Origin of the sequence: Bradyrhizobium sp. KB893862 SZCCT0404 (assembly GCF_018130885.1) — a bacterium.
In the GTDB taxonomy this organism is placed as follows: domain Bacteria; phylum Pseudomonadota; class Alphaproteobacteria; order Rhizobiales; family Xanthobacteraceae; genus Bradyrhizobium; species Bradyrhizobium stylosanthis.
This window is the reverse complement of record NZ_JAFCLT010000006.1, coordinates 205,157-219,130: the sequence shown is the minus strand read 5'-3', so window position 1 is coordinate 219,130 and position 13,974 is coordinate 205,157. Positions and strand designations below refer to the sequence as shown.

12 protein-coding genes are annotated in these 13,974 nt (G+C 58.6%); 8 read left to right on the top strand and 4 right to left on the bottom strand.

Annotated features, from left to right (window positions below):
* Positions 1 to 235 precede the first annotated feature (235 nt).
* Genes JQ617_RS24300 through JQ617_RS24290 form a run of 3 tightly spaced genes read right to left on the bottom strand, consistent with a single transcriptional unit; the run spans position 236 to position 3,638 of the window.
* A complete protein-coding gene (locus JQ617_RS24300; RefSeq protein ID WP_212028491.1) occupies positions 236 to 1,306 on the bottom strand; it encodes a ComEC/Rec2 family competence protein in 1,071 nt (356 codons plus the stop codon).
* Entirely contained in the window at positions 1,306 to 2,790 is a 1,485-nt protein-coding gene (locus JQ617_RS24295) for a hypothetical protein (RefSeq protein ID WP_212028490.1), read from the bottom strand. Before JQ617_RS24295 ends, JQ617_RS24300 begins: the two co-directional genes overlap by 1 nt.
* Positions 2,790 to 3,638 carry a caspase family protein gene (locus JQ617_RS24290; protein WP_248882576.1) on the bottom strand — a complete coding sequence of 283 codons (849 nt, stop codon included), beginning with the start codon at positions 3,636 to 3,638 and terminating at the stop codon, positions 2,790 to 2,792. The genes JQ617_RS24295 and JQ617_RS24290 overlap by 1 nt, the downstream gene beginning before the upstream one ends.
* A 1,188-nt stretch (positions 3,639 to 4,826) precedes the next feature.
* On the opposite strand from JQ617_RS24290, the gene JQ617_RS24285 reads away from it, so the two are divergent.
* The 5 genes from JQ617_RS24285 to JQ617_RS24265 are packed head-to-tail and all read left to right on the top strand — an operon-like array spanning position 4,827 to position 9,713.
* Positions 4,827 to 6,038: a patatin-like phospholipase family protein gene (locus JQ617_RS24285; RefSeq protein ID WP_212028488.1), complete on the top strand. Its 1,212-nt coding sequence runs from the start codon at positions 4,827 to 4,829 to the stop codon at positions 6,036 to 6,038.
* Positions 6,020 to 6,988, top strand: a complete 969-nt coding sequence (locus JQ617_RS24280) for a ComEC/Rec2 family competence protein (protein WP_212028487.1) — start codon at positions 6,020 to 6,022, stop codon at positions 6,986 to 6,988. Before JQ617_RS24285 ends, JQ617_RS24280 begins: the two co-directional genes overlap by 19 nt.
* 20 nt (positions 6,989 to 7,008) lie before the next feature.
* The gene (locus JQ617_RS24275) at positions 7,009 to 8,145 is read left to right on the top strand and encodes a T6SS phospholipase effector Tle1-like catalytic domain-containing protein (RefSeq protein WP_212028486.1); all 1,137 of its coding nucleotides are present in this window, start codon (positions 7,009 to 7,011) and stop codon (positions 8,143 to 8,145) included.
* A 35-nt stretch (positions 8,146 to 8,180) separates the two neighbouring features.
* The gene (locus JQ617_RS24270; RefSeq protein WP_212028485.1) at positions 8,181 to 9,074 is read left to right on the top strand and encodes an AbiTii domain-containing protein; all 894 of its coding nucleotides are present in this window, start codon (positions 8,181 to 8,183) and stop codon (positions 9,072 to 9,074) included.
* Positions 9,075 to 9,110: 36 nt separating this feature from the next.
* Positions 9,111 to 9,713 (top strand): hypothetical protein, encoded by a 603-nt coding sequence (locus JQ617_RS24265; RefSeq protein ID WP_212028484.1) that lies wholly within the window; start codon positions 9,111 to 9,113, stop codon positions 9,711 to 9,713.
* A 350-nt stretch (positions 9,714 to 10,063) separates the two neighbouring features.
* Here the strand turns inward: JQ617_RS24265 and JQ617_RS24260 are convergent, their stop codons facing one another.
* Positions 10,064 to 11,158, bottom strand: coding sequence for a site-specific integrase (locus JQ617_RS24260; protein WP_212028483.1), 1,095 nt, complete (start codon positions 11,156 to 11,158; stop codon positions 10,064 to 10,066).
* Between the two features lie 578 nt (positions 11,159 to 11,736).
* Here JQ617_RS24260 and JQ617_RS24255 point away from each other — a divergent pair.
* The 3 genes from JQ617_RS24255 (at position 11,737) to JQ617_RS24245 (ending at position 13,890) form a co-directional block, all read left to right on the top strand.
* The gene (locus tag JQ617_RS24255; RefSeq protein WP_212028482.1) at positions 11,737 to 12,000 is read left to right on the top strand and encodes a hypothetical protein; all 264 of its coding nucleotides are present in this window, start codon (positions 11,737 to 11,739) and stop codon (positions 11,998 to 12,000) included.
* Complete coding sequence (locus JQ617_RS24250) at positions 12,000 to 12,683, top strand: helix-turn-helix domain-containing protein (RefSeq protein ID WP_212028481.1); 684 nt, start codon at positions 12,000 to 12,002, stop codon at positions 12,681 to 12,683. The genes JQ617_RS24255 and JQ617_RS24250 overlap by 1 nt, the downstream gene beginning before the upstream one ends.
* 100 nt (positions 12,684 to 12,783) lie before the next feature.
* A complete protein-coding gene (locus tag JQ617_RS24245) occupies positions 12,784 to 13,890 on the top strand; it encodes a DUF3800 domain-containing protein (protein ID WP_212028480.1) in 1,107 nt (368 codons plus the stop codon).
* The last annotated feature ends 84 nt before the right edge of the window (positions 13,891 to 13,974 follow it).

The window sequence follows — 13,974 nt, the reverse complement described above, 5'->3', positions numbered from 1 at the left end:
AGTGGTGCCGGAAGCGCCAGAATCTAGGGTTGAACTTGAAGATTCAGTGGGTTTCCAGCTTCGGGCCCTCGATCGCCAGCGGTGGCCTGACGGCGGTGCATGTTCCGACGGACAGATAATCGAGATGCCTTTACCCGAGGTCGGTTGTTACGGATGCCCGCCACCGAATGCGCAAGCGACTACATCGCTAATGATGGCCCGCTTTCTAGCCAATGTCGGTCTGTTGCGGCTTACGTTATCGAGCTGAAATTGCAACGGCAGGGGCGGTCTCGGGAATATCGATCGCGAGATAGCCGCCGTCGCCGTAGGACGACGTAAAGGCATAGGCTCCGACGTTGGGTCTACGCCACCATGCGGTGAACGGGGTGTCATAGTTGAAGAACAGTTTCACTGTGTCGGGTGCGCCGGCGATGATCCGGGCGATGGCTTCGCGATCAGGATGCTTGTACTGAGCTCCGTTTGTAGAGATCGCCCAGCAACTGCATTGGGCCGCTGCCACCAGTTCGTTCGAGATATTGCCGCGGCTTCCGTGGTGCGAGGCCTTCACCAAGGCGAACCCCTCGTGTTCGGGATGCATTTCCTTGTAGAGCGCGAGCGATGCCAGCAGCCGGCCAACGTGAGCATCGCCGGTCAGCAAGATCGTACGCTTCTTGTAGGCGGCGACCACCGCAATACTCGAGCCGTTGGGCTTCGCCTTGTCGCTTTTGAATGGCCGACTAGCGAGGAAGGCGACGTCGATTGGCTCGGTCTCGCCGTACTCTTCCCAGCCCGGCGGAGCCTCTCGCAGAGTGTCCTCCCACGGCTTAGCGAGATCGGCCAATTGCTGCTGATCGGGCGACAAGACGGTCAGGGTCAGGCCGCCCGGAAGTTCGACAACAGGCAGCTCCTCTTGCCGCACTGCGACCGGCGCTGGCCTGAAATCGAGATTATTGGCGATCTGGTGCTCGGCGATGAGTGCGGCTAGACGTTCTCCGTCGAGCGCGCCGTACGTCTCGAAGCCCGGTTCCGGCGGAGCGTAATCAAGGTCGCCGCGGTCATTAAACCAGATCTGCTTGACGAGGGGCCGGAAGCGCTCCGACCTCAGGAGGGCTACCGCGCCTTCGATATGGTCGCGATCGATATGGGTCACGATGAATAGCTCGAACATGTCCTTCGCGCCCCCATGTTCTTCGACGTATGCAAGCACCGCCTCGGAGGTCGACTCGCGTCCGGCGTCTATGAGCAGACGATAAGGGCTATCGGCTTCACCCCAGCTGAGGATCAGACAGTCCCCCTCCCGCGCGGGTAGCATTTCTAGCCTGAACATCAGCTTTGCGTCAGGGTCAAATATTGGAGTTGCGGCAGACTAGATTGTTGCGTTTGGCTTTGCTCCAACCGCCCCAATGCTCCTTGAGCCCCCGGTTCCACGAGATTGCCGGCTGGAGCGTCGAGTTCGGGTTTCGTTTCCTCGACATCGCGAGTCAGCGGTTTGGCGATAGAGAAGGATGTGAAGGCCTGGCTCAGATCCATGGATCTGGCCACGCCTCGCACCTTGCGTAGGAGTTCGGTGCAAGTCGGGCAGCCGATCGATGTCTGCTCCAGACCCTCGATCAACCAGACAACGCCGGTGGTAAAGAAGGGAAGACCTCGCATGACCGAATCGTAAAGAAGCTCATGAGCTTCGTAGAGATGCTCTTCGACATTCTGGGACAATAGCCACTTCGCCCGAAGAATCGGCCCATCGGGGAGCCGTGGGAATCGGCGCGCAAGATTGTCCAGCCACTGCGGCCAATCATTCGCGTGATCGCCCTCTTGCAGAGACGAAAGGAGGACGTACCCGCCGATCGCTGCGGCAAGCGGGTTCTCGAATTTCTCGAATAGGGCGTCTTGGGCACTTTTCAAAATTTCGTAGGCGAGGTCGACGCGCCCCCTGTTCAGATAGGCAACGAGCCCCGCCCATCGCTCGTCTCTTAGGACCGGGTCGCAACGCAGCTGTCGGTCATCCTCGAACGCCAGCATCTCAAATGGTGTGGAGTAGTAGCTGTCACCCCACGGCAGGGGCAGGGCAAACAATTGGGTGCCGGCCTTGCCGGCGATGGCGGCGTAGGTGCGTCGCGCGCCGATCTCGGTAGTGTGGAAGTCGAAACTCGCAGAAGCCTGCCGCGTGAACATGATCCGGAGCGGCGTTCCATTGTACCCGCCCTCGGTCGTCACGCTTAGCCCGTCATCGCTCCCTGCAAGTTGAATGTCTGGTGCGTGCTCGGGGCCGCGGCGATACCGTTCCTCAAGGTAATGGAACCAGCCGCTCCAGCTCGATGGGTCAAATCCGTCAAAGTCGCTCGACCCGGCAATGCTGCCGATCGTTACGCTGAACGATGTGGTGGGGTAAGAGGGACCTCGCAGCAGTTCGCCAGATTGCTGGTGTGCCGACGCGAGCGTTGCGCCGGAAAAATGCGCCCAGCTGCGCCATTCGTTCGGTGAAGCCTCGCCCCGAAGGATAACCGGCATGCCGGCGTCGCCATATTCTTCAGCCTCTGGCCCGACCAAGAGCTCCTTGAGCAGCGGCTCTCCTGATGGCAGTACCGCCTCGACATCATACGCGCCGAAGGCGAGAGAAACACGAACGCCGTCAGATTCGTAAGATGACACGGGCGCGATCGTGGTCACCAACTTGCGAGAGCGGTCGGAGCGGCGAGTGTGCTTGTTAGCATCGTCGATGACGGGACGAAAGCGGACCGGCACCCCAAAGCGAACCTGATCACCATCGATGTACTTGTCGACACGAACCAATATGGCGGCTTTCTGCACCATTATTCAAGCCTCGCCTTCTTGAAGGTGGGGGCGGACCGTTGCTGAGCGTGCGCAAGGTTGGTGGCGCCGTTCTTGAGAGTAAACGTGTAGCCGCCATAGGGGAGGCTAAGCTCAATTTCGTACTCGTCGTTGCCGCAGGGGCGGGCCATCGCTCGGCCGCCTACTTCGTAATGGAGTTCCCCGGGGCCGCACGCCTGGCCGCTACGATCGAGATAAATCGGCGATATGGGGTCCGCCGCCAAATAATGAAAGTCAAAAGCGCGCGTCTGGCCGCCCTGCGGCTGTTGTGGCTCCGGAAAATGCTGCTGGGTAAGGCGGAGCGAAACGTGCGACATGGCTTCGAGGAGCGAGTAATTATTGATGCGCCAATCCCCGTTATCATCACGTGCGGCCATGCCGCGTACAGACTTCATAAAGGCGTCAGTGAAGACGCTCGCGCCGTCGCTGCGGCCACGTGCTGGCTTGTCATCGCCGGTCGAGAAGATCAGCGGCGCATTGCGATTGGTGGAGAAGTCCTTGCGCGGTGTTGACTTAGCATGGACCGGCGAGCGTCCGATCGCAGCACCCGGCGGAAGGAGATCTCCATGTGGTCGCCGGCATGCGTCGATGAAGAAGATCTGCTCGGCTGCCGCGCAATTCTCCATGCCGGCCACGAACTTGCCGAGGTCGAGTGCATTGTCCCAGGCATCTTGCTTACGGAAGTCGAAGTCGGACATTAGCAACGACGTCAGTACGCCGTATCCAAAGCCATGACCACAAAACAGGAATACTAGCCGGTTCGCTTCATCGCTGTTGCCACGGCTATACCAAGCCTGGGCTGCACGTGCGAAAACGTCGTAGTTCGACATTGGTGGAAGCCAACTACCGGACCTCGTGTCGAACGGTACATCCGTTGGCTCGGCGGATAATATTGCTAGGCTGCCCAAAGGTGCCGGCGGATACCGATACTCCTCAAGAAACCATCGTGCCAATAAGCGCGCCGAGACGGTCGACGAGGTCAGTTGACCAAGTGGAGCGCTCTCATGGCATCCGGGGCCGCCGTTGCGGAAACATGGATAGTGTCCCACCCCGACGATCAGAACATGAGTCTTTGGGCCGGGCTGGCCATCCTCGAAAACTACTCCGTCGACAGCGTGTGGTATTTTTGTATTCTGGGCTGCGTTCGACGTGCTCGCGCTTCCATTTTGCTCCGGACTGTTTGCCAATCCGACGTCTCCCGTTTCCACGTGCATTGCATCTCCGATGCAACGGCCCCTGTAGAGTGAGAGCAAATGAAGTATAACCGCGCCGGCAAACGCCGACAATCGATGCAGTATTTACCCCACCCAATTTACCGGCGGATTGTGCTCAATCTTAAGTTACAGTGCAAGCCTTGATACAAGTAGATTGTCGCGGTTTGCGATCGATCCGTTGCAACGTCAGGCGAGTTTCCCGGCGGACACTCAGCGCATGTGTCTCCGATCGAGTCTAGGTCCTTGGCAATCACGACGGCCGCGGGCATCCGGAGAAACTCCGGCCGGCGGATCCTGACGCGCTACTTCGAATGCACGCTCGCGACGATGGTCTGCCCGAAAGGGACCAATAGGCGCGAAATCCAGTTTAAGCCTTGAAAGATCCCGGCAGCCCTTAGAAATGGAGATCGCGTCGCAACGCGCCGGCGCACATTTCTCCCAACGCTAGAAGCATCGTTCGGCCGAGACTGCTGACGTGCTGTCAGAGGTTCCGTTCGCGCGCCGGCCGCCGAAGTCGGCAACCAGCATTGGTGCGCGAACTGCCGGCAGAGGGGCACAGCTCCAGATAGCTAAGGTTTTAGCCATTTCGCATATCTAGTGGATGGAACATTTCTTGGCGGTACATCTTGCGTGCTCAATTTGCCATCATATGTGACAAGGTAGATTCATTGGCACGCAGCGGTTGCTGTTCCAGACGAGGAGATTGTCTTTAGTTTTCAGTTGGTTGGAAGTGTTTGTTAAAAATAAAGATTTCGTTGAGGTAAGCCGCGGATGCCGCCGCAGCCTCGCTGCGGAGTTTCATCGATGGACGGGGCGCCTGATAAAGACGAAATGTCGCTTGGAACCGCCGGCAAGTCGCTGCCTCCACGCATCGGCTTGGCGCTCTCCGGCGGTGGCGTGCGTGCCGCGGTCTTCCATCTCGGCGTGCTGCGGCGTCTCGCTTGCGAAAGCTTGCTGGAAGGCGTGTCTTCCATCTCGACCGTCTCCGGGGGCAGTCTTGTAACCGCGGCCATCTTCTCCCAAGCCGGGATGAAATGGCCTACGTCGGTGGACTACCTCCAATTGGTCTACCCCGAATTGCGCCGCCGGATCATCGCCGCCGACCTCTTTACGCTGCGGTCGATCGGATGGAACGGCTTGGCCGAATTTAATCTCCGGCTGATCCGGGGACGGGCGCTTGTTCTCGCTGCGATGCTCGAGCGGGTCTGGGGCGTTTTCGGCCGGCTCGCCGATCTCCCTGACGCGCCGCAGTGGTTCATCAACACCACCTGCATCGACACTGGCAAGAACTGGCGGTTCTCGAAGCGCGAGATGGGCGATTGGACCTTCGGGCGGCACTATGCCCCGGACGTGCCCGTTGCCGTCGCGGCTGCAGCGTCTGCGGCGGTACCCTATGTCATCGGCGCGATGCCATTGTCGCTGCCGGTTACTGGATGGTGGGAGACCGACCCAGCGACAAGCAAGCAGACGCGCATGAAGCCGCCGCCGAAGATCCAGGTGCGGCTCTGGGACGGGGGCGCCTACGACAACATGGGGCTTGAGGTGCTTACCAAGCCCGGACGCGGCCTGCGCTCCTGCGACTTCCTGATCTGCAGCGACGCTTCGGGCGCACTGCCGCAGTCGGGAAATAGGCCACTTGCGGCCCTCTTAAGCGGCCGGCTATCGGGCCCGCGGTTGTTCGACGTCGCCGGCGACCAGATACGCGCGCTCCGTAGCAGGATGCTGATCGCTGATATTTCGGCGGGAACCGTCGACGGAGTGCTGTTGCGCATGGGCAACTCGGTGCGCGCCGTCGACGTGAAGTCCGGCACAACCAGGCCCGCGAGCTTCTACGACGGCTTCCAGAGCGACGAGCAAGCCCAGTTAGCGCTGCGGCATCCGACGGATCTCAAGGCGCCGTCGGAAAGCCAGTTCGACGTGCTGGCCCGCCACGGTTTCGAGATCGCCGACGCTACCTTGACGACTTACGTGCCGGCCCGTTTCCCCAAGTCGTCGTCTTGGAGCGACCTTACATGAGAAGCATCCGGACACGCTTCCGTGCCTATCACCTCGGCTGTTCCGGTTCGTCGTTCAGCTATTTCGCGGACGGCCACTTCACGATGATCGAAGGCCGGCTCACCGACGACAGTCGGCGGCAGGTCGAAGCCGAGTTGGAGATCTGCGGCGTCGAGGAAGCATCCGGTCTCCACATCACCAGCTGGGACGCCGACCACTGCAATAAGCACGAGCTCGAGGAACTGCTGAATATGATCCGGCCGCGCCGGATCGAATGTCCCGGCTACAATCCGATCAAGGACTATGGTCACGGCGAAGACTGCCTGGCGATGATCGCCGAGTATCGTTCCAGGCGCCGCAACACCGGCTTCATACCCGAGATCCGGCACATCACCCCGGCATACATCGGGGGCCTGGAGCACGCGTCTGCGCTGGCGTTCAATGACATGTTCTACAATCCGTATCACATCGTGGAGAACGCTAACGATAACTCGACAGTGAAGCTTTTCCGCGGGGGATGCTTCAACGTTCTCAGCCTGGGCGACGTCGAGGACTCACTGATCGGGGCTAGGCTCCGCCGGTGCCGGATCCTTACCAGGGAGACCGACGTCATGATTTTGGCCCATCACGGCGCGGACAACGGCTTCACGACCAAGAAATTCCTTCAGCATATCGATCCGACAGTGGCGATCTGCTCGTCGAATTACGACAACCAGTACGACCACCCGCGTCAGGAGATCCGTGACCTGCTGCACGAACAGGGCATCCGGCTCATGACCACCAAGACAGGCGACGTGATCGTCCGGTCGGTCGACAATCACACCGGCGTCTTCGAGGTGGTCAATCTGATCGCAAAATCCACGGAAGTTTCTTCGACCGCGAAGTTCGTCTCGAAGAAGGTCCACATCCTCGACGCCAACGGCGACGCACTGCGCCAGAGGTACGCGCCACGGCGGCGCTATCCCCGCTAGATTGGCAACGGAAAGCACACATGAAACGGCTCGCGATCTTTCTCGATGGCACGTGGAATACGCTGAACAACAACACCAACGTATGGAGGCTCAAGTCCCTGACGGCCGAGACCGTCGACCAGCGCGTCTACTACTCGCAAGGTGTCGGAACAAAACGCGGCGAGTCAACGCGCGGAGGCGTCACCGGCTGGGGCATCGACGACGAAATCATCGAGGCTTATACTTGGCTCATCCAGAATTTCGATGACGGCGACGAGATTTTCATCTTTGGCTTCAGTCGCGGCGCCTACACGGCCCGCAGCCTTTCGGGCCTGATCTGTAAGTGTGGCGTCCTCAAGCTGGGCGCGCCGCTGTCAATTGAGCAGCTGTATGCGCGATTCCGCATCTACGATGCGACGACGATCAGGACGCTGATCGCGAACGGCTTGCCCCAGACCGCGTCGGTCGAAGAGCAGTGGTTGGTGAAATACTCTCGTCCGACGAAGATCAAATTTGTCGGCGTCTGGGATACCGTCGGCTCCCTCGGCAATCCTCTTGGAAGCCTTGCCGGCAGGGTCCGCAAGTATCGGTTTCTTGATACGCACCTTCGGCTCGACAATGAGTACGCTTTCCACGCGCTGGCGCTGGACGAGCACCGAAAGAACTTCGAGCCGACGTTCTGGACCAGAACTGATAGGATCGGCCACGAAGGCGCCGCCGAGCGGCAAATCGACAAGGTTGAGCAGCGCTGGTTTGTTGGCGCGCATGCGAACGTCGGCGGCGGATACGCAAGCGACCCATTGGCGCAGCGGCCGTTGAAGTGGCTCATGGACAAGGCTGCCGGCTTGGGCCTCGTCTTCCGCGACCAAGTGTCGATCGATGTTTCTCAGGTTGTGCCCCCTGTGGCGGATTCCTATCGGGAGTTCGGGTGGGGGCTGTACCGCTTCGTCAGCCGGCCCTTCTATCGTCCGGTCGATTTGCCGCCGCAGCGGGGATCGACCGCTACCACCCGACGGATCAACGAGACCATCGACGGTTCGGTTTTCGATCGCTGGCGCGCGGATGCGGCCTACCGCCCGCCGAATATCATCGCGTGGGCCAAGGAGAAGGGCGTCGACCCCGCTGGGATGCAGGGGGCCGTCGTGTCGAGTAATCCAAAAGTCGCAGTACAGACTTGAAATTTCGCATTCCGGGCTCTGGGACGGCAGAACTAATGGCAGGGTTGATCGAGGAGATCCAAAGCGACGCTTTCGACCAAAATATTCCGGTCTCTGTATTGCTCCGGAAAGTGAGGGCTGCCGCATCGAAGCTCAATCTTCCTCCGACCGAGAAGTGGGTGGAGCTTGAGCTCAGCGGATACGAAAACGGGAATCTGCCAGACTATCGTATCCTGTTCGGAAAACCGAAGGCGTTGAATCCTTATCATGGTTGGATTCCGATTCTGTTCGACGACAACGGTCTGAACGAGACGCTCGCCAGGTGCAGTATCGCCCAATCCATCGCGTCTTTGGAGGCTTTGCTGAAGAATAACGACACCGACCATCTTCAATTCCCGATTCCGCCCGCGATCATCGTTCAAATCAATCGGATGATGGGAGTTCAATTCGGGACGATGTACGTCCACGTGTCACACAGCCAGGTGCACGGTTTGCTAGATGCCGTGAGAAATCTGGTTCTCGACTGGGCGTTGAAACTGGAAAGGGCAGGCATTCATGGGTCCGGAATGAGCTTCAACAACCAGGAGAAGCAATTGGCGAAAGACTCTTCGACAACCATCAACATCGGATCGATCAACTCGATGGTAGGTAACCTTGGCTCGCACAATACTTCGGGCGACATCTCCGCGTCTGACATATCCGAACGGCAAGTAAAAGATCTACTGGCGCAGCTGCAGCCCCACTTGAGCGAGATCAAGCAGGCCGGCGCTGACGGCGCAAGGCTCGATAAGGCGTTTGCCGAGCTTTCGGCGCATTCGGCCGCGACGCAACCGAAACAAGCTGCGATCCGTGGGGCGCTCACCGACATGCGGAATGCTCTATCGGGAGCCGCTGGAAGTCTGATTGCGTCGGGCGCGACCGCGATCATCTCGAAGATGTTGGGTCTCTGATCCGAAGCGCCGAAATCGGACGGCTAGGAGCCGAGCATGCCGATAAGCAACGACGAAGAATTGGTCCGCGCGGTTGCTCAGGTCGATGACCTGATTAGGGCCATTCAAGACTACTGCGGTCGCGAGAACCGAGCGGATGCGAAGATTAAATTCCCGCGCGGTGTAATGCGCACTGCTGAGAGCTACCGGGTACGGTTGCCGGACTATTTGGATCGGGAGAAGAGGAGCAATTGCGCCTACAGTTTCATGTTCCTGGACGTCCTGTGGTGGCTAAGCGTGCGAACCGATATCTCCAGTGTCGGAAAGCAAATGGTGCTGAAATCGGCGATTGTTACGCTCGGAACGGTCTTGGAGGCTTGCCTCTATGTGCCAGGTCTCCCTAAGACAAAGTACTTGTCCAACTTGGGAAATGCAGGCGCCAAGGACCGGATCGAAAATACTCATACGCGAGGTTGGATTTCGGAGACCGAGCGCGACTGCCTAAAGCAGCTGTGGGACCATCGCACCAATGTCCACCAAAAAAAGATCCAGGCGGATAGCGAACTGGATCTTTACTCGGTCGATCATGTCAATGCCCCTTATGCGGCGCTCTTGAACCTGCTGACAAAGCTGAAGGAGTGGAACGGCAAAGATGGATAGCTGCGCGGCCCGCATACCTATTGGCCGCGCGATCCTCCCGTTCCATTCCTATTATTAGGTCTTATCTGTCGGCATTTTCTTCGACCTTTCAAGACGGGGAGCTAATTTACCGAGCGGCAGTGTAGGAGCCGGCCACCAGGTCGTGGCGGAGGCCCGCCTTGAGCTCGATTCGGCATTTCTCGTTCCGAGTAGGGGCGGGCTCCGGAAGGTCGGAACTATTGAAGTGCAGTTCAGTAGAAGTGTCCCTACCAGCTCTCTTCCAAATTAGTGCGCCCTCCGAGCGCGCCCATAAGATCGGGACGCGCGGCCTTGGATCGCTAGATTTAACGCGGGACGGCTGCCGTCGCAGGCTAATTTGTCGCGAGCGCTTGCATGAACTCTTCCAAAGACGGTTGTGGCGCCGTTTGCAGCTTGTGGAGTTCTTCCGGCTTCAACTTGGTGTAACGCCGCAGAGTGCGCCAATCCTTGTGACCGGTCACGAGCGCGACCTTCTCGATTGTGAGACCTGCTTCAAAAAGACGGCTAGTCCCCTCGTGTCGCAAGTCATGAAAATGCAGATCATCGATCTTCAACTCGTCGCAGGCCCGCGTGAATGCCGCGCTCACCGACTTGTGGTTGTACGGAAATACGCGGCCCCAACCCCTCGTGATAATGCGCTGTTGGAGTAAGATTTCCCACGCATCGAAGCCCGTTAGGTTGAGAAGCGGCACCTTCTGATCGTTACCATCCTTTGCTCGCGGGTCCTTGCGGTCGCGAATGACAAGTACTCTTGTTTTCATATCTACGTCGGGCCAATCCGGACGGCAGATTTCCTCCTGCCTCATCGTTGTCGCGACCGCATATCGAACGATCCGACCCATCGGAATGAGTTGTCGGGGATTGGTTTCAAAGTACTCGATGAGTTCGCCGAGCTCATCTTCGGTTGGGCGTCGGTCTCGCTCTTCCGACTTCCCCACAAGACCCAGATGCTTCATCGCGTATCGCGCTAACCGAACCTCTTCAGCCGAAACTTCAATGCCGTGAACGGCGGATGCGTGCGTAGCGACGGTTCTGATGAAGGAGAAGTCGATTGCCAACGTGGCTGGGCCGGCACCTTCCTTCGCGCGCTGGCGACCAAATTCGATGAGCCGCTCGCGATTGAGCTTGGGCAACTTTACTGTCCCCAAGGCTTCCTTTAGCGACTCTAACACAGCGGCCTTGGAGCGGCGGGGAGGGCGGCCGACCTCGTGCATATCCTCGATGTGCAGATCGATGATATCGCCGAAGGTTTTAGCTTGGACGGCGGCGCGAGGCTTTGGTGATCCACTGCGGTCGATGTTGCGCTCCATGTCGAGCGCCCAGTCTTCGCCGTCCTTGCGCCGGCGGAAGGTCTCTGACACGTAGCGGTTCTTGCGGCGGACCTGGACGCGCCAGTTCCCGGAAGACAATTGAGTGAAGCTGGCCACGGCCGTGTGCACTCCCCAATTCGTGTGCGCTACGTGTGCACTGAGAGGTCAAAACAGGTACAAACGTGTGCAATTTCGACTAGTTTGGAGTGCACATGTTCGGGGTTCATCCCATTGAGAACGTAGGGTAAATATTTGAAATCGCAAGACTATCGATTTTCTGTGGCTCCGATGATGGATTGGACCGAGGCATTTCAAAAAGCGAAGCGCAATCAGCACTTAAGCGCGGTCGCCTGAAGCCATGTCGTACCAAATGTAGTACTGCCATCCTTGATGGAAGCTCCCTAGCGAATGTCTGGCGGCTGCGTGTCGCATTCGGCGGCCGGAGCGCGATATAGCGGACGCATCGCTCGGACTGCAGTTAGCTCGTGCTATGCAGTTAACTGCACGCACCACCCGCCGAGATTAATGCCCGGAGACCGTTGATCAGCCGATCCCGCAAGGCTGCGGTGGCCAAGTGCAGCACGGCGAATCAGCGCCATGCCGCGGGGGAGCTGCCGCTCAGATTCGAGGTCATTCAGTTCACAGCCATGCGTTCATGAACTGAAACGGGAAATACTAAAGACCGTCCAAATGCCGTGACTGACGGCAAAAAACCGGCATTTTCTGCATCGCTCACTGGCAAACTGAGATTACTGTTTCTAGATGTATTTTGCCGCCTCCTTCAAAAAAGCCAAACCCCGGACGGTTTGGAGGCTTTGATGAAGGACCTTGGAAATTGGTTAGACGTGTTTGGCGGCATGTCGGGCGGTGCTTTGGCGGCGGTCGTGATGCTTGGCGCTTTCGCGCTCGCAGGCTTTGCGATCTATGCCGTGCTCGTCGTAGCAAGGGAGAAACACTGATGCGCTTGCGCGATTGGGTCCCGTTGCCAACTCAATGGATCGAGGACGGCGGCCTGCAAGCCCTGCAGTGGACCAAGGCCGACGCGCCTGGCGCCGACAACACCGCGGCGTTGATGCTGCTGTCACCGATCGCCCACCTCGCTGATGACCAGGGCCTCGCTACTTGCACCTATGACGGGCTGTCGCTCGCCACAGGGCTCAGCAGAGCAAAGATCGCCAACGGGCTCGGCGTGTTGAGCGAACTTGGTGTGATCGAACGCAAGCCGAGTGGCCGCAGCACCATCCAATTGACCGATTTCAATCGCGCCGGTGGCTGGTCAAAGCTCCCAGCCAAGCGCCTCTACGCCGGCGGTCGCATTATCGCTTTCGAAAACTTCACCCTGCGAACTATGACCGAGCTCCACGCGCTCAAGCTCTATTATCTTTTTGCCCGCCGACGCTCCAACGCCACCAACATGGCCCACCTCAGCTACGATAAGATCGAAGAATGTGCCGGCGTCGATCGGGCCCGCATCAAGCGCGCTATCAGTTTCCTCGCAGCTCTCGGCTTGGTTCATGTCGAGCACACGCCGAGCCGCTTAAATGAACGCGGTACAGCCAACGCTTACCGCCTCGCGTTTCTGAATCCTTATGTACATTTCGGGACGCGCGGCCGCGATCCGGATTTTGCGATGGCAGAATGATCCCGATCAGCCCCGCCGAACTGCGACTCTATGTTCGAACGGCCTACGCTGACGTCTGTGACATGGCCAAGGGTCGTGTCGGCAATGACGATGTGAAGCCATGATTGACGTGAACCAGATCAGGGATCCGGACATCGCTCTTCATGGGCTCACCCGCGCCGATGAGTGCTACACCATTTACTACGACGAGACGAACAACATCCGTCGCCTCCATGTTCGCGCGGATGGTCTGAACGTCGCCGAACCGAAATGCTTCGTGATCGCCGGCATCGCCCACCACGGCCCCGTGCGCGACCTGAAGATTGCGGAGCTGCGACAAGCTCTCCGAATTCAGAAGACCGCCAAGGAGATCAAGCTTGAGCACGTCGCCAAGGGGAATTGTCTGAGCCTTCTGAACGCCCCGAAGCTTGAGACCTTCCTGCAATGGCTGCTCGATCAGGACCTGTTTGTACATTATTCGGCGCTCGACCCGCTCTACTGGTCTATCGTCGACATTATCGACTCGATCCTCACCGAATACGGGGCTAGCGCTCTCTATCCGGCAAATTGGCAATTGAAAAACGCGCTGTATGCGATCCTGCGCCACGACCGGCAGGACACGGTGAACCTGTTTCGGCGCTACACTTATCCGGACGTCGGACGTGAGCGCCGTCGTGCGTTTGTTGCCGAGCTGCGCGACCGGCTGAACGCCCGCTTTCATCTGCTCAAAAACTTCGACGCCATGATGCTCAAGGGCGTTCTTCAGATTGCGGAAAAAATCGACGTCTTGCCATATCTGGAAGGCGAGACACCCAATGTGCTGATCGACGGATTTGGCATCTTCTTTGTCGGTAGGATCTGCCTGTTCAAAAACTCATTCCATATCCTCGACGTCGAAAGGGTTGTCGAAGAGTATATCGGCCAACAGACCTTCATCGACGGCGAACGGACATTGGACACTTATCGCTTCGCGACCTCCCACGACGAGCCAGGCGTGCAAATCTCCGACGTGATAGCTGGCCTACTAGGAAAGTTCTTTTCGATGCTTCGGGACTGCGATCCTGAGCAGCTTGCAGACATGCGCCGCGCCCTCAATCCGCAGCAGGCACGCAGTGTCGCGTTGCTTCGGCACTTGCTCGATAGGTCCCTGGCCGAAAACCCCGCGTTCGCCCACTACATCCTCAGCGCTGAGGACCAGGGCCGCGCTGCGCTCTTTCTGGCGGATTAATCGATCCGGAAAGTGGAATAGGCGCGGCCGTCCTGATCCGGACCGTTGGCGTAGTTGGCGTCGAAAACCGCGGTATGCATTGAG